The organism is Sphaerimonospora sp. CA-214678, assembly GCF_050942215.1.
Taxonomy (GTDB): domain Bacteria; phylum Actinomycetota; class Actinomycetes; order Streptosporangiales; family Streptosporangiaceae; genus Sphaerimonospora.
The window spans coordinates 125305-140646 of record NZ_CP192056.1 but is presented as its reverse complement, the minus strand read 5'-3'; the positions used below and the strand labels follow the sequence as shown (position 1 = coordinate 140646).

12 protein-coding genes are annotated in these 15342 nt (G+C 71.3%); 1 reads left to right on the top strand and 11 read right to left on the bottom strand.

The window, feature by feature from the left end; all coding sequences use genetic code 11:
* Positions 1–545: 545 nt before the first annotated feature.
* From ACQP1K_RS00620 to ACQP1K_RS00570, 11 genes are all read right to left on the bottom strand, one after another.
* Positions 546–3359: a cation-translocating P-type ATPase gene (locus tag ACQP1K_RS00620; RefSeq protein WP_433501674.1), complete on the bottom strand. Its 2814-nt coding sequence runs from the start codon at positions 3357–3359 to the stop codon at positions 546–548.
* A gap of 35 nt (positions 3360–3394) precedes the next feature.
* A complete protein-coding gene (locus ACQP1K_RS00615) occupies positions 3395–4072 on the bottom strand; it encodes a CBS domain-containing protein (protein WP_433498902.1) in 678 nt (225 codons plus the stop codon).
* A gap of 19 nt (positions 4073–4091) precedes the next feature.
* Positions 4092–4535, bottom strand: coding sequence for a hydrogenase maturation protease (locus tag ACQP1K_RS00610; RefSeq protein ID WP_433498901.1), 444 nt, complete (start codon positions 4533–4535; stop codon positions 4092–4094).
* Positions 4525–5814 carry a Ni/Fe hydrogenase subunit alpha gene (locus ACQP1K_RS00605; RefSeq protein ID WP_433498900.1) on the bottom strand — a complete coding sequence of 430 codons (1290 nt, stop codon included), beginning with the start codon at positions 5812–5814 and terminating at the stop codon, positions 4525–4527. Before ACQP1K_RS00605 ends, ACQP1K_RS00610 begins: the two co-directional genes overlap by 11 nt.
* Positions 5811–6617, bottom strand: coding sequence for an oxidoreductase (locus tag ACQP1K_RS00600; protein WP_433498899.1), 807 nt, complete (start codon positions 6615–6617; stop codon positions 5811–5813). Before ACQP1K_RS00600 ends, ACQP1K_RS00605 begins: the two co-directional genes overlap by 4 nt.
* Positions 6617–7426, bottom strand: a complete 810-nt coding sequence (locus ACQP1K_RS00595) for an FAD/NAD(P)-binding protein (protein ID WP_433501673.1) — start codon at positions 7424–7426, stop codon at positions 6617–6619. The genes ACQP1K_RS00600 and ACQP1K_RS00595 overlap by 1 nt, the downstream gene beginning before the upstream one ends.
* Positions 7423–8526: a 4Fe-4S dicluster domain-containing protein gene (locus tag ACQP1K_RS00590; RefSeq protein ID WP_433498898.1), complete on the bottom strand. Its 1104-nt coding sequence runs from the start codon at positions 8524–8526 to the stop codon at positions 7423–7425. The genes ACQP1K_RS00595 and ACQP1K_RS00590 overlap by 4 nt, the downstream gene beginning before the upstream one ends.
* A gap of 109 nt (positions 8527–8635) precedes the next feature.
* A complete protein-coding gene (gene hypE / locus ACQP1K_RS00585) occupies positions 8636–9898 on the bottom strand; it encodes a hydrogenase expression/formation protein HypE (protein WP_433498897.1) in 1263 nt (420 codons plus the stop codon).
* Positions 9895–11022, bottom strand: a complete 1128-nt coding sequence (gene hypD, locus ACQP1K_RS00580; RefSeq protein WP_433498896.1) for a hydrogenase formation protein HypD — start codon at positions 11020–11022, stop codon at positions 9895–9897. The genes hypE and hypD overlap by 4 nt, the downstream gene beginning before the upstream one ends.
* Before the next feature lie 6 nt (positions 11023–11028).
* Positions 11029–11325: a HypC/HybG/HupF family hydrogenase formation chaperone gene (locus ACQP1K_RS00575; RefSeq protein ID WP_433498895.1), complete on the bottom strand. Its 297-nt coding sequence runs from the start codon at positions 11323–11325 to the stop codon at positions 11029–11031.
* Between the two features lie 5 nt (positions 11326–11330).
* A complete protein-coding gene (locus ACQP1K_RS00570) occupies positions 11331–12638 on the bottom strand; it encodes a D-sedoheptulose-7-phosphate isomerase (protein ID WP_433498894.1) in 1308 nt (435 codons plus the stop codon).
* Positions 12639–12806: 168 nt separating this feature from the next.
* Here ACQP1K_RS00570 and hypF point away from each other — a divergent pair, with 168 nt between their 5' ends.
* Entirely contained in the window at positions 12807–15275 is a 2469-nt protein-coding gene (gene hypF, locus ACQP1K_RS00565) for a carbamoyltransferase HypF (protein ID WP_433498893.1), read from the top strand.
* The last annotated feature ends 67 nt before the right edge of the window (positions 15276–15342 follow it).

Sequence of the window (15342 nt, the reverse complement as noted above, 5' to 3'; positions counted from 1 at the left end):
TGCCGGTCCTGGTCCTGGTTCTGAGTCTGGGCCTGAGTCTGGTTCTGGTGCTGGGACAAGCGGACACTCCTCGTGGCACTGGCGGCGGATCTCGTGGCACTGGCGGCAGATGCCGAGGCCTGTTCGACGGGTCTGCCGAATCTCTTCGAGACGGGACGCGCCGATCCGCCGCACACGGCGTACGGCCCGGGCCCGGCCGAAGGCGAAGCGCACGGGGTCGTACGGAAACCCGCAGAGGCGGCGGCTGCATTCAGGGAGACGCACCCGGGGACGCATGAGCGTCGGCGGAAAGCGGCGACGAAGGCGAGAGCGTGGCGGAGACGGCCACGCGGCCTACGGCGGCGTCAGACGGGGCGCGTGACGTGTGGACTCACGATGCGGCTCCCTGGAGGTAAGGGTGTCTCCATGCCCCCGACGTCCACCTGTCCGGCTGCACGCGACACAGTCCGCCATTAGACCCGAGACGGCCGCACCCGTCAAGAATGACCCGTCGCAGTCGGCGTCGCCGGGCCCGGGTGCGATCGGCGCCTTTTCGGGCCGGCTGTTCAGGCGAGCGCACGCGGGGAGGTTCGCCCGGCGGAGTGTCCGCGGCGTCGCGCCCGGCGGCGGAGTTCGTCGGCGCCCCAGACCACGACGGGAAAGACGGCGATCAGGGCTATGACGTCGACGGGCAGGGCTGCGGTGCCGAACAGATCCTGCAGCGGCGGCAGATAGACCAGCGCGGCGGTGAAGGCCAGCTCGAAGGCGATGCCGGCCAGCAGCAGCGGGTTGGACGTCAGGCCGATCCGCCACAGGGAGGCGTGGTCGGTCCGGGCGGCCATCGCGGTGCCGACCTGACAGGTGACCAGTCCGGCGAACGTGGCCGTGGTCGCGGTCAGGTAGGCGTGGTGGAGCGGCGCGCCGGGTCCCGTCGGGACGCCGGGGCGCCAGCCGGTCCGCCACAGGACGTAGAAGAACGCGATCATCACCAGTGCGGCGGAGATCAGGCCGAGGTAGCCCCAGGCCCGGATCAGCATGTCGCGGGTGATGACGCCCTGGGAGGAGGGCCGGGGCGGGCGGGACATGAGGCCGGGTTCCGCGGGCTCGCGGCCCAGTGCGAGGGCGGGCAGGGTCTCGGTGCCCAGATCGATCGCCAGGATCTGCAGCACGGTCAGCGGCAGCGGCACGAGTCCGCCGCTCAGCGCGAAGACCAGGAACGGGACGATCTCCGGGACGGCGTGGGCGAAGATGTAGAGGATGAACTTGCGCACATTGTCGTAGACCTGGCGGCCGGACTCGATCGCGGTGACGATCGTGGCGAAGTCGTCGTCGGTGAGGACCATGGCGGCGGCCTCGCGGGCCACGTCGGTGCCCGACCGGCCCATCGCCACCCCGATGTGGGCCTGATGCAGGGCGGGCGCGTCGTTGGCCCCGTCACCGGTCATGGCCACGATCCGGCCCCGGGCGCGCAGCGCCTCGGCGATCTTCAGTTTGGTCTCGGGGGCCGAGCGTGCGAACACGATCTCGGCATCGTCGTCCAGCAGCTCGTCGAGCTCGCGGTCGGTGAGCCGTTCCGCCTCGCCGACCACCCGCAGCCGCGGCACCCCGATGCCGACCTCCCCGGCGACCGCGGCGGCGGTGGCCCCGTTGTCGCCGGTCACGATGTGTACCCGGAGCCCGGCCTCATGGCACCGCCGGACCGCGCCGGCCACCTGCGGGCGCGGCGGGTCGTACAGGCCCACCAGGCCGATCAGCAGCAGGTCGGCCTCGGCCTCGTCGCGTCGTCTGGGCACCGCGGCGGAGGCGGGCAGCCGTCGAGTGGCGATCGCCAGGACCCGCAGCCCACGGCGGGCGAGCTCGCCGGCGGCGGTGTGCGCGGCGGCGCGGTCCGCCCCCGTGAGCACGGCGCGGTCCAGCACCGCCTCCGGCGCTCCCTTGACGTCGATGATCAGCCGGTCGTCGCCGTCCCGGGGGCGGGTGACGGTCGACATCAGCCGCAGCCGGGGGTCGAAATGGAACACGGCACGCCGCCGCGCGTCCCGGTCCGCCAGCATGTCCGCGACGTCCGCCATCGGGCGCGGCCCGGCCGCGCCATCGACCAGCGCGATCTCGGTCGGATCTCCGTGCAGCGCGCCGTCGTGGTCGTAGGCGACCATGGTGCACGCGATAGCCGCACGGGCCAGTCCGGCCGGCATCGGCCTGTCGGGGGAGACCGGAACGACGCCCTCGTCGGCCGTCCAGATCGCCTGCAGCCGCATCCTGTTGCGGGTGAGCGTGCCGGTCTTGTCGGTGCAGATCACGTTCGTGGATCCCAGTGTCTCGACCGCGCTGAGCCGCTTCACGACCGCTCCCCGACGGGCCATCACCCGCACCCCGGCCGCGAGCGCCAGGGTGATGGTCGGCAGCAGGCCCTCGGGGACGTTGGCGACCAGCAGCCCGATCGCGAACATCAGCGCGTCGGTCGGGGACAACCCGACCAGGACGCCCACGAGCAGGAACACCGCTCCGATCCCGGTGGCGACCGCGGCGATCAGCCAGGCGACCCTCTTGACCTGGGTCTCCAGCGGGCTGGAAGTCCGGCGTCTGCGGTGGCTGAGCGCCGCGATCCGGCCGAGCTCGGTCTGCGTGCCGGTGGCGAACACGATCGCCTGCGCCTGCCCGCCGACACAGGTCGTGCCGCTGAACACCAGATGCGGCTCGCGCAGCAGGGCGGCCTGTGTGTCGGCCGGGCCCGCGATCCGTTCCACCGGGGCCGACTCGCCGGTCAGCATCGACAGGTCGATCTCCAGCGCGCCCTCGGTCAGCCGGGCGTCGGCGGGCACCTTGTCGCCCTCGCACAGCACCAGCAGGTCGCCGGGCACCAGCCGAGCCGCCTCCACCACCTGGGGCAGGCCGTCGCGGATGACATGGACGCGTTCCGGCAGGTAGGCCGCGAGCGCCTCGACCGCCCGCTCGGCCTGGTGCTCCTGCAGCAACGCGAACGCGGCGTTCACCAGGATCACCGCCAGGATCGCCCACGCCAGCACCGGTATCCCCGCCACGAACGCCAGCGCCCCGGCCGCCCACAGCAGCAGCGCCAGCGGGTGGGCCAGCTGGCGCACCAGTTGATCCGCCAGCGTCGTCTCCGCCGGCCGCCGCACCTGGTTGGGGCCGTAGACGGTGAGCCGCCGATCCGCCTCCCGCTCCGACAGCCCCCCGGGCCCCGTGCCCAGCTCCCTGCGGAGCAGTGCCAGCGGCTCACGCGGATCGGCCAGGCGATCGGCGGCCTCCACCGGAGAACCGGACTCGGACGTCGGCGGACACCCGATACCGGCAACCCCATGCCCCCGGGGCAGCGCACGTCCCCGGACGTCGTGCAGGAACTTCCGTACCGACGGCATGATGGACACGCGCTCCCATCCCTTCGCGTCGCCGGCTAGCCTGGGATGTCGTCTTCCGTCCACTCCAGCCGATCGATGACGTCGATCACCCCGTTGACCCGTTCGGTCATCCGCAGCAGGATCCGCGCGTCGCCGCGGTGCTCTATCCAGCCGCTCAGCGTCACGACACCGCCGACCACGCGGACCCGGACGCCGGAGGTGTCCGCCCACAGGAGGCCTTCGATGATCTCTTCGCGTACTTCGCACGCGATGTCGTGGTCGCTGCGCAGGAAGACCTTGAGCAGGTCGCGCCTGCTGACGATCCCTTGGAGCCGCCCCTCTCTGTCGACGACGGGCAGCCGTTTCACTCCCTTCTCGTGCATCACCCGGGCGGCGTTCACGACACTGCTGCCGTCCTCGATGGTGACGGGTGGAGCGCTCATCAGTTCCGTGGCGGTGTGCCCGTGGGCCTTTTCCATCGCGTCCCGTCCACCCGTGTGATCGGACAGGGCGGACGGCGGGCGGTAGTCCTCCCGGTAGTACTGCTCTCTGAGCCCCTCCTTGTGGAGCAGGTCGGCCTCGGAGATCACGCCGATCACGTGGGTCTCGCCGTCGATGACGGGGACCGCGCTCACCCCGCGAGTGGTGAGCACCTCGGCGATGACACGGAACGGCGCGTCGGCGGTGACGGCCACCACCTCGGTTGTCATGACATCTCGCACTTTCTTGTGCACGATCGGCCTCCTCCCGGATTCACCCCACCGACCGCCGTACGGCCTCGGCCGTCTCCCGGATCGCCGCCCGCACCGGCGGCGTGATGGCGGCGTTGAGGCCGAAGTCGCCCCCCTCGATGCCGAAGACGAGCAGTTCCTCGGGGAGCCGGCCGAGCGCCGTACCGAGCGCGATCGCGTCGCCCAGGCCGAGGGCGTGCGAGCTTCGCTGCCAGATGGGCCAGGGGCGAGGCCGCAGACCGCGGTGGAGGGTGCCCGGCGCAGCGCCGGAGGAGACCGCGTCGATCACGACCGCCAGATGCGCGCCGCTCCAAGCCGTGACCAGCTGCATGGGGTCTCCGGCGCTCTCGGTGAGATCGATGGAGGGCGGAAGCGTGCCGCGCAGCAGCCGTACCACCTCCAGGCCCGCGGCGTCGTCACCGCGCGCGTAGCCGCCGATCCCGATCACGAGCGAGTTACCGGGCATCGAGGCGCACGTCCAGGAAATGAGCCGAGCAGGAGATGCAGGGGTCGTGGTTGCGTACGGCCCGCTCGCACAGCGCGGCCAGTTCGGCCTGGGCCAGGCCGAGGCGGGGTTCGATGAGCTCGCGCAGGTCCATCTCCATCCGGGCCTGGTTCTGGGAGGTCGGCGGCACGATGTCCGCCTCCGTGATCAGGCCGGCCTCGTCGATGCGGTAGCGGTGGTACAGCGTGCCGCGCGGGGCCTCGGACGCGCCGTGGCCGACACCGGCCGCCGGCTCGACCGGTACGGCGGGCGCGTCGGGTTCGACGTAGTCGTCGATGATGCGCAGCGCTTCGTCGCAGGCGTGCACGACTTCGACGGCGCGTACGACGATGCTGCGGAACGGGTTGCGGCAGACCTCGCCGAGCCCGGCGTCGCGCGCCGCCTCGCGGGCCAGGGGGGACAGCCGGCGGGAGTTGAGCGCGTAGCGAGCGAGGGCGCCGGTCAGGTAGCCGCCGACGCCGTCGAGACGGGCGTGCAGGGCAGTGGAGTCGGGGACCTGCTCCTCCACCACGTGGTCCGGCCACTCCTCGACGGGGAAGGAGGATCCGTCGCTCACGGTGGGCGTTCCGGACAGGATCGCGTACTCCTCCGGATGCCGCAGTGCGAGGAACCGGTAGTCGTGTTCCACGTCGGGGAAGTCGAATCCGGCGACCCAGTCCACGGTCGCCAGTGCGTGGTCGCGCGCCCGGCGCAGCTGTTCGGCCACCGGGGCGAGCTCCCGCCGCGGCGGAACGCGGTAGAAGCCGCCGAGCCGTACGTTGACGGGGTGGATCGCGCGCCCGCCGAGCGTCGCGACCAGTTCGTTTCCCGCCTTCTTCACCGCCAGGCCCCGCTCGACGGGCTCGCGGTGGTCGGCGGCCATCGCCACGCCGCTGTCGTAGCCGAGGAAGTCCGGCGCGTGCAGCAGGAAGATGTGCAGCGCGTGCGACTCGATCCATTCGCCGTAGTACAGCAGCAGCCGCAGGTCGCGCAGCGGCCCGGTCACCGTGACGCCGAGGGCCGATTCGACGGCCTGGCAGGCGCTCATCTGGTACGCCACGGGACAGATGCCGCAGATGCGGGCGGTGATGTCCGGGGGCTCGTCGTAGGCGCGGCCGCGCAGGAACGCCTCGAAGAACCGGGGCGGCTCGTAGATCTTCAGGCGGAGGTCGGTGATGCGGCCGTCGCGGGCCCGCACCAGCAGCGCGCCCTCGCCCTCGACGCGGGACAGGCCGCCGATGCGGATGTTCTTGTGCGTCACTCCCGGTCCTCCTCCGGCCCCCGGTCCTCCTCAGACGCCCGCATGAACTGCTCCTCGGTCGCGTTGAACGTCCGGTAAACGCGCACCAGTTCGGGGTCGCTCATCCCGAGGATGCGCAGCTTCGTGTTCAGCGCCCGGGAGTTGGTGGTGTCCGCCGGTCCGAAGCAGCCGTAGCAGCCCCGGTCGAACGCCGGGCACAGCGCCCCGCAGCCGGCCTGGGTGACCGGGCCGAGGCACGGCGTGCCGTGAGCGACCAGGACACAGACGTTGCCGCGGAGCTTGCACTCGACGCACACGCTGTGGCTGGGGACGACCGGACGGCGGCCGGCCAGGAACGCGGTGATGACCTCGAGCAGTTGCCGTTTGTCGATGGGGCAGCCGCGTAGTTCGAAGTCCACCGGCACGTTGGCGGAGATCGGGGTCGACCTGTCCAGGGTGGCGATGTATTCGGGCCGCGCGTACACGACGGAGGCGAACTCCTTCACGTCGGCGAAGTCGCGCAGAGCCTGGACCCCGCCGGCGGTGGCGCAGGCCCCGATCGTCACCAGGCGCTTCGACACCCGGCGCACGTGCCGGATGCGCTCGGCGTCCTCCGGCGTGGTGATCGACCCCTCCACCAGGGACAGGTCGTACGGCCCAGGGCCGGGAGCGCTGGAGGCCTCCAGGAAGTAGGCGATCTCCATCTCGGCGGCGAGCGACAGCAGCTCGTCCTCGCAGTCGAGCAGTGTGAGCTGGCAGCCGTCGCATGAGGCGAACTTCCACACCGCCAGCCGCGGCCGGGGGGCCGAATGGCGCGTACCCATCACAGTTCCTTCACGGCGAGCAGGCCGCTCACCCGCTCGTAGTCGACGACGGGGCCGTCCAGGCAGAGCAGCAGCGGACCGAGCTGACAGTGCCCGCACCGGCCGACGCCGCATTTCATGTTGCGCTCCAGAGACAGCGCGATCCGCCGGGCCGGCACGCCGCGCGCCGTCAGATCGTCGGCGACGGCGCGCATCATGATCTCCGGGCCGCAGACGAAGGCGGCGCTGCGGCGCGGCGCGAAGACGATCCGGTCGATCAGCTTGGTGACCAGCCCGACCGGGCCCTGCCAGACGTGGTCGGGGTGATCCACGATGACCTGGACGTCGATGCCGTGCGTCTCCCGCCAGCGGTCCAGCTCACGCGGATACAGCAGGGTCATCGGAGTCCGGGTGCCGGCGATCACACTGATCCGGCCGTAGCGCGAGCGGTGGGCGATCAGGTCTCGGACGACCGTGCGCAATGGCGCGAGGCCCAGACCGCCGGCCGCCACGATCACGTCCAGCCCGGCCGCCCCCGCGACGTCGAAGGCGGTTCCGTACGGCCCGCGCACTCCCACGAGGTCGCCGGGTCGTTTCCGGCAGAGCGCCCGGCTGACCGCGCCCACGTCCCTGATCGTGTGGACCAGCGCGCCGGTACGGCCCCGGCCGCTGAGCGAGATCGGGATCTCGCCGACGCCACGCGCGTAGACCATCGTGAACTGGCCCGGCAGAGAACGGGGACATGGCCCGCTCACCGGCTCCAGGGCCAGGGTGACGGTGTCGGCCCGGTCGGGCCGCCGCGAGCGCACCCGGTACGGCACCGGCGTCATCGGATGCACGAGGTCTCCCCAGGCGCGTCGCGGATGGCGGACAGCTCCTCGGTCACGTCGATGCCGGTGGGGCACCAGGTGATGCACCGGCCGCAGCCCACGCAGCCGGACGTGCCGAACTGGTCGTACCAGGTGGCGAACTTGTGGGTCAGCCACTGCCGGTAGCGGGCCAGAGCGGAACTCCGTACCGGCGGCTGGCCGCTGAGCTCGGTGAAGTCCAGCGAGAAGCAGGAGTCCCACCGCTCGGACCGTTCGGTGTACTCGCCGGTCAGATCGGTGATGTCCTCGACCGTGCTGCAGAAGCAGGTCGGGCATACCATCGTGCAGTTCGTGCAACTCAGGCAGCGGGAGGCCACGTCGGTCCAGCGTGGTGAGTCGTGCGCGGCGGGCAGCCACTGCTGGATGCCCGCGGTGTCCACGTGGCGGCCCATCCGGGTCGCGGCGATGCGCGAGACCTCCTCGGCCGCTGTGAGGTCACCCCGGCCGGCCGGCCGGTGCGGGATCGCCGCGACGATCTGCGCGCCCCGCTCGCTGCCGCTCTCCACCGTGAACCGATGCGGCGTCGCCAGTTCGGTGAGCGCGAGGTCGAATCCGGTGGTGGCCTTCGGCCCGGTGCCCATGGAGACGCAGAAGCAGGTGCCGCCGGGCACCGCGCAGTTCACCGCGATCAGAAACAGCGCCTCGCGCCGCCGCCGATAGGCGGGATCGGGGTGCCTGCCCAGGAAAACCCGGTCCTGTACGGCGATCGCGGCGAGATCGCAGGCGCGTACCCCCAGCAGCGCGACGCACTGCGCCTTCTCCCGGACCTCCTCGACCGTCTGCCCACGCATCCGGAACAGCCTCTGCCGGGGCGGCTGGGTGAAGCGCTTGGCCGAGTCCGGGCCGGCGGCGAAGTCGAACAGCATGTCGTCGCCCCGCTCGGTCACCCGATAGTGGCCCGGCCTCTGGACGTCCCCGGCCCCGGCCGGCAGATCCCCGGCCGAGGAGATCTCGGCCATGCGCACGGCCGCGTCCCTCACCGTGGGGCCGACGACGGTGTAGCCGGCCGACCGGAGAGCCGCGATGAGCGGGTCCAGAGATTCGATTACAACAGTGTCCATCAGAGCGTTCCCCCCAACGCCGCCACCGACGGACATGTACCCCATCCAACGTAACTACCAGCGCAGATGTCAGAAAAAGGGACGAACGACCAAGTGATCACCGCACTCGTCAGCAGATGCGCGGGAGCGGGTCACCGACGAGCAGATCGACGACCCGGGTGCCGCCGGAGTGGGTGCGCATCAGGACGAGCCCGGCCGGGTCGTCGCCCGCGCGGCCGATCACCGCGGCTTCGGCGCCCAGCGGGTGCGACCGGAGGGCGTCCAGGGCGGCATCGGCGTGATCTCCCGCCACCACCGCGACCATCCGCCCCTCGCAGGCCACGTACAGCGGGTCGATGCCCAGCAGCTCACAGGCGCCGCGCGCGGTCGGCCGGACCGGGACGGCGCGCTCGTCGAGCACGATCGCGACCTGGGCCGCGGCGGCGATCTCGTTGACCACGGTGGCCACACCGCCGCGCGTGGCGTCCCGCAGGCAGCGCACCCGCCCCGGGCAGGCCGCCAGCAGCCGGTCGGCGAGCGTGTGCAGCGGCGCGGTGTCGGAGGTGAGATCGGCCTCGATGTCGAGCTCGCCACGGGCCAGCATGATGGTCATGCCGTGTTCCCCTATCGGGCCGGAGACGATGACGGCGTCGCCGGGCACTACGGTCGCCGCGCTCAACCGGACCGGCCGTTCGATGACGCCGATCCCCGCCGTGGTGATGTAGCAGCCGTCGGCCTTGCCGTTCTCGACGACCTTGGTGTCGCCGGTGACGATCCAGACGCCGGCCACCCGAGCGGCCTCGGCCATGGAGGCGGTGACGCGGCGCAGATCCGCGAGGGGGAAACCCTCCTCCAGGATGAACCCGGCCGACAGATAGCGAGGGGTCGCCCCGCACATGGCGAGATCGTTGATCGTGCCGTTGACCGCGAGATCGCCGATATCGCCGCCGGGAAAGAACAGCGGCCTGACCACGAACGAATCGGTCGTGAACGCCAGACCGCCGGCGACGGGGCCGGCCACGGCGCCGTCGCCGAGTGGCTCGAGGAGCGGGTTGCCGAACGCCTCCAGGAACACGGCCTCGATGAGAGCACGGGCGGCCTTGCCCCCGGCGCCGTGTGCGAGTGTGATGCGGTCCTCCCGGATGCGGGCCCTGCGCTTCCTGGCGCGTTCGATCCGTTCGAGCACCTCCTCCTCACGCGAGTGTCCGCTCAGGTGGCCGTGGGCGATATCCGGCCGGCCGAGCTCGCGGGTCTCGCGTACCGCGGCCTCAGCCCGGACCGCACCGGGCACCGGGTCCGGTCGAGGGACGTCTTCGAGCCCGGTGTCTTCGAGCGCGGTGTCTTCGAGTGGGGAGTCTGCTCTGCCGGGATCGTCCAGGCGGCGCGGGTTCATCGGCGGGTCGCCTCCCTGACGCGCTCACGGGAGAAGCGGCCGAAGTTGTAGTAGGCGGCGCAGGCCCCCTCGGAGGAGACCATGCAGGTGCCGATCGGCGTCTCCGGGGTGCACGCCGTGCCGAACACCTTGCACTCCCACGGTTTGAGCACGCCCTTGAGAACCTCGCCGCACTGGCAGGCCTTGGGGTCGGCGACCCGTACTCCAGGGATCTGGAAGATCCGCTCGGCGTCGTAGGCGGCGTACCGATCGGAGATCTTCAGCGCGGAATGCGGAATCCACCCCAGGCCGCGCCATTCGAAGTAGCCACGCAGCTCCATGACCCGCCCGATCACGCTCAGCGCTCTGGCATTGCCGTCCCGGGGAACGACCCGGGCGTACTGGTTCTCGACCTCGCAGCGGCCCTCGGCGAGCTGGGTCAGGAGCTGGTGGACGGCGCGCAGCACGTCGAGCGGTTCGAACCCGGTGACGACCAGCGGCTTACCGTAGACGCGCGGGACGAACTCGTACGGGCGGCAGCCGATGACGGCGGAGACGTGTCCCGGGCCGACGAAACCGTCGACCCGCTGGTCGGGTGAGTCGAGGATGGCCTTGATCGACGGAATGATCGTGACGTGGTTGCAGAAGACCGAGAAGTTGCCGATCCCCTCGGCCTCGGCACGCAGGATCGTCATCGCGGTCGAGGGGGCGGTGGTCTCGAAACCGACGGCCATGAAGACGACGTGCCTGCCGGGTTCCGCACGGGCGATCTTGAGTGCGTCCAGCGGGGAGTAGACCATGCGGATGTCGGCGCCGCGTGCCTTGGCGTCCAGGAACGTCCCGTGCCCGCCGGGCACCCGCATCATGTCGCCGAAGGTGGTCATGACGACGCCGGGCTGCTCGGCGATGTGGAACGCGTCGTCGAGCCGGCCCATGGGGATGACGCAGACGGGGCAGCCGGGCCCGTGGATCATCTCTACCGCGTCGGGCAGGTAGTCCTCCAGGCCGTGCTTGTAGATCGCGTGGGTGTGCCCACCGCAGACCTCCATGAACTGGTATCTACGGCCCGGCCGGCACAGCGCGGCCATCCGGTCGGCCAGCGCATGGGCCTGGTCGGCGTCACGGTATTCGTCGACGAAACGCAACGAAGGTCACTCCTGTTCGATGGCTGATTCGCGGAAGGCGGCGATCTCGTCCTCGTACGCCGCGCCGAGGCTCTCGAGGAACTCGAGCGTGGCGGCCGCCTCCGTCTCGTCGATCTTGGAGAGGGCGAAGCCGACGTGGATGAGCACCCAGTCGCCGGGCGCGAGGCTCTCCCGGTCAAGCAGGCCGATATGGACCTTGCGCCGTACACCGCTCACGTCGACCAGGGCGAGGTCGGCGAACTCGGCGAGCTCATGCCTACCGGGCAGGATCTCCACGATCTCTCCGGGGATGCCCAGACACATCGCCGTCACCGTCGCCCTGAGATGTCGAGCGCGACCTGGGTCAGTTCCCACAGCACGTGGTAGAGGGTGGTCTGCGCCTCCTGGACGCGGTGCACCGAGGACGACGGGATCACGAACAGGTGGTCCAGCAGGCCGGACTCGGCGAGCCTGCCGCCCCCGGCGCCGGCCAGGCCGACGGTCAGCATGCCGATCCCGGCGGCTTCCTCGAACGCCTGGACGACGTTGCCGGAGTCGCCGCTGGTGGACAGCCCGAGTGCGATGTCGCCGGGCCGCCCGAGCGCGGCGAGTTGCCGGGAGAAGACCACGTCGAAGCCGACGTCGTTGGAGAGCGCGGTGACGAGAGCGACATCACTGGTGAGGCAGTGCGCGGGCAGCGGACGGTAAGGGCTCGCCGGGGCGAGGAAGGTGGTGGTCACCTCCTGGGCGTCGGTGCTGCTGCCTCCGTTGCCGAAGGTGAACAGCCGGCCGCCGGCGGCGAACCGCACCGCCATGTCCTGGGCGCAGGCGGCGATCCGCCGCCGGTCGAGTCCAGCGGCCTCCGTGCGCAGCCGCGCGATCTCGGCGGCCTTGGCCTCGGTAGATCGCACGACCTCGGCCGACACCGATGACCGGCCGTCCTCGTCGGAATAGAGGAAGGGGTAGAGCCCGCGCATCTCCGCCGACGGCGGTTCGCCGAGGCCACAGCGGCTCTCTTCTGACACGGTGTCCAGCAGGACGTGGACCAGCTCCCACAGCAGGTGATAGGTGGTGACATGAAGTTCCTTCACCACATCCGGGTCGTGGGAGCGGGCGAGCAGGCAATGATCGGCGGCGATGCCGCTCCGATCGGTCTCTCCACCGTCACCGTCGCTCTGCCCGCCGAGCAGGGCCACGGTGAGCAGGCCGAGCCGCCGGGCGGCGGCCAGCCCACGCAGCACTCCCGCGCACCGGCCATCGCGTGAGATGCCGAGCGCGATGTCCCCCGGGCCGGCCCAGCTCGCGATCTGATGGGTGAACGCCTCGGCCAGGCCGTCACGGGCACCGATCGTGGTGACCGTCGCCGCGTCGTTGCTCAACGCCAGCGCGGGCAGCGCCCGCCTGCCGACGATCACCGGGTGCATGAACTCGACGGCTACGTGCGCGGCGTCCGCGCCGTCACCTCCGCCGCCGAAGACGATCAGTTTGCCGCCCCGCCGGAACCGCTCCGCCATGTCGCGGCAGGCGCGGGTGATGTGCTCCGCTTCGTGTATCAGCGCATCGCCGGGAGCCACGCGCCTGGCGAAGGCCCGGTGGAGGGCGTCGTTCATCGTGTTGGTCATGGGTGCGACAGGCATGGGCAGGCTCCGTGATCTGGCGTGGTCATCACGCTACGTTCCGTGTTTCCGTGACACGTGGACCGCATGACGCGGGAGGGGTAAAGATCTGCTCACGCGGCCTTCCGCACTCCCCTGCCGACGCGCCGCGGCCGGTCAGCCGCCGCGCCGTACGCGCACGATGGCGATGTGGCGGACACGGCCTTCGAACCTTTCGACCGCGATCCGGATCGCGGAACACGTCCGGACGACCTCGATCGCCGTCCCGGCCGTGATTTCGCGGCAGGCCGTACGACCCGGGTGCGCATCCGGGTGGAGGGGATCGTCCAGGGGGTGGGGTTCCGGCCGTACGTGCACGCGCTGGCCCGGCGGCTGGAGCTGTCGGGCTGGGTCGGCAACGACGGGCGCGGCGTGTTCATCGAGGCCGAGGGTCCCGAGGGCGACGTCACCCGGTTTCGCGAGGAACTGCCCTGTCAGGCGCCGCCGCTCGCACTGATCCACCGGATCTCAGCCGACGTGATCCCCGTGCTGGGCGAGCGGGGCTTCCATATCGCGGGCAGCCGCGACGGCGGACGGTCGACGCTGATCCCGGCCGACGCCGCCACCTGTGACGACTGTCTGGCCGAGCTGTTCGACCCGGCCTGCCGCAGGTACCTGCACCCGTTCGTGAACTGCACCAACTGCGGCCCGAGGTTCACCGTCGTCACCGGCCTGCCGTACGACCGGGAGGCGACGACCATGGCGGCCTTCCCGATGTGCGGCGAATGCGCCGCCGAGTATCACGATCCGAGCGACCGCAGGTTCCATGCCCAGCCGATCTGCTGTCCGGCCTGCGGACCCGCCCTGCGGCTGCTCGGCCCGCCGGGGCGGCCGATGGACGGCGATCCCGTGGAGACCGCGGCCGCGCTCCTGCGGGCGGGACGGATCGTCGCGGTCAAGGGGCTGGGCGGCTACCACCTGGCGGTCGACGCGACCAACGGCCCCGCGGTACGCATGCTGCGCGAACGCAAGCATCGACCGGACAAACCGTTCGCCGTCATGGTCGCCGACCTGGCCATGGCGGCGCGGCTGTGTGAGATCGGTCCGGACGCCGAACGGCTGTTGAACAGCCCGGCCCGGCCGATCGTCGTCCTGCCGCGTCGTGCGGGCGAGACGATCGCCGACGAGACGGCGCCCGGCGTGAACCGGCTCGGGATCATGCTGCCGTACACGGCACTGCACCACCTGCTCGCCAGAAAACTCACCTGTCCATACGTTCTGACCAGCGGAAATGTGTCCGACGAACCCATCGTTCACCGGGATCGGGACGCGACTGACCGGCTCGGCCGCGGTCTGGCCGACGCCTTCCTGACCCACGACCGCACCATCCAGGCACGAGCGGAGGATTCGGTGATCCTCCTCGCCCATGGCCGGCGGATCCCGATCCGCAGGTCTCGGGGGTTCGCGCCGCTGCCGCTGCCGCTTTCCCGGCCGGCCCGGCGGGCGATCCTCGCCTGCGGCGCCGAGCTGAAGAGCACCTTCTGCCTGGTCCGTGGCGGGCACGCGTTCCTCTCTCCGCACGTCGGCGACCTGAAGGACTACGCGACGTTGCGCGCCTTCACCGAGGAGATCACACGTTTCCGGCGGCTGTTCGACGTCACGCCCGAGCTGGTCGTCCACGACGCGCACCCGGAATACCTGTCGACGAAGTACGCCCAGGAGCTGGCCGATGTCGACCTCGTCGCCGTCCAGCACCACCACGCCCACATCGCGTCCTGCCTCGCCGACGGCGGAGAGGAGGGTACGGTGATCGGCGTCGCGTTCGACGGCACCGGCCACGGCCCGGACGGGACCGTGTGGGGCGGCGAGTTGCTGGTGGCCGACCTGACCGGGTTCACCCGCGCCGGTCACCTGGCACCGGTCCCGATGCCGGGCGGCACGGCGGCGATCCGGCAACCCTGGCGGATGGCGGCGGCACACCTGGACGCCGCCTTCGACGGCGCTCCACCGCCAGATCTGGCCGTACGCCTCAGGAACGCCGCCGAGTGGGACCGGGTGACGGCGGTGGCCCGGTCGGGGCTGAACTCTCCGCTCACTTCCAGCGCCGGACGGCTCTTCGATGCCGTCGCGGCCCTGTGCGGGCTGGGCGACCGGGTCACCTTCGAAGGACAGGCCGCGATGGCCCTGGAGCAGCGGGCCGACCCGGCGGAACAGCGCGCCTATCCGATGCGGATCGAGCCAGGAACCGCTTTCGTGAACGGCGCCGGCCCGGTGACCGGCCCGGTGACCTGCCTGGTGATCAGGGGGGACGACCTGATCCGCGCGGTCGCCGAGGATCTGCTGCGCGGCACCGGGGAGGCGGAGGTCTCCGCCCGGTTCCACAACGGTCTCGCCGCCGCCGTGGCCGCCGCGTGCGCCCTGGTACGGGACGGAGCGACGGCTCCGGCCGGGGCCGGGATCGGTACGGTGGCGCTGTCCGGCGGGGTCTTCCAGAACGCGCTGCTGCTCGACCGATGCGTACGGGCGCTGAAGGAACGCGGCTTCCGCGTCCTGACCCACCGCCGAGTGCCGCCGAACGACGCCGGGATCTGCCTCGGCCAGGCGGCCGTGGCCGCCGCGATGGATCTCGCCCCGGCACGAAGCGTTTCCGCGTGGAGCACCGGACAGGGGAGGGTCTGATGACCGGTGACGACGCCGGTGGGGAACCCGCCTCCGAGAGGGGAGGAAACACCGGGCATTTGCTTTA

Coding starts and splice junctions, on each gene's coding strand:
- ACQP1K_RS00600 (WP_433498899.1), bottom strand. CDS start 6,617: ATGGGTACGCGCCATTCGGCCCCCCGGCCGCGGCTGGCGGTGTGGAAG.
- ACQP1K_RS00595 (WP_433501673.1), bottom strand. CDS start 7,426: ATGACGCCGGTGCCGTACCGGGTGCGCTCGCGGCGGCCCGACCGGGCC.
- ACQP1K_RS00590 (WP_433498898.1), bottom strand. CDS start 8,526: ATGGACACTGTTGTAATCGAATCTCTGGACCCGCTCATCGCGGCTCTC.
- ACQP1K_RS00570 (WP_433498894.1), bottom strand. CDS start 12,638: ATGCCTGTCGCACCCATGACCAACACGATGAACGACGCCCTCCACCGG.
- ACQP1K_RS00575 (WP_433498895.1), bottom strand. CDS start 11,325: ATGTGTCTGGGCATCCCCGGAGAGATCGTGGAGATCCTGCCCGGTAGG.
- ACQP1K_RS00620 (WP_433501674.1), bottom strand. CDS start 3,359: ATGCCGTCGGTACGGAAGTTCCTGCACGACGTCCGGGGACGTGCGCTG.
- hypE (WP_433498897.1), bottom strand. CDS start 9,898: ATGAACCCGCGCCGCCTGGACGATCCCGGCAGAGCAGACTCCCCACTC.
- ACQP1K_RS00610 (WP_433498901.1), bottom strand. CDS start 4,535: ATGCCCGGTAACTCGCTCGTGATCGGGATCGGCGGCTACGCGCGCGGT.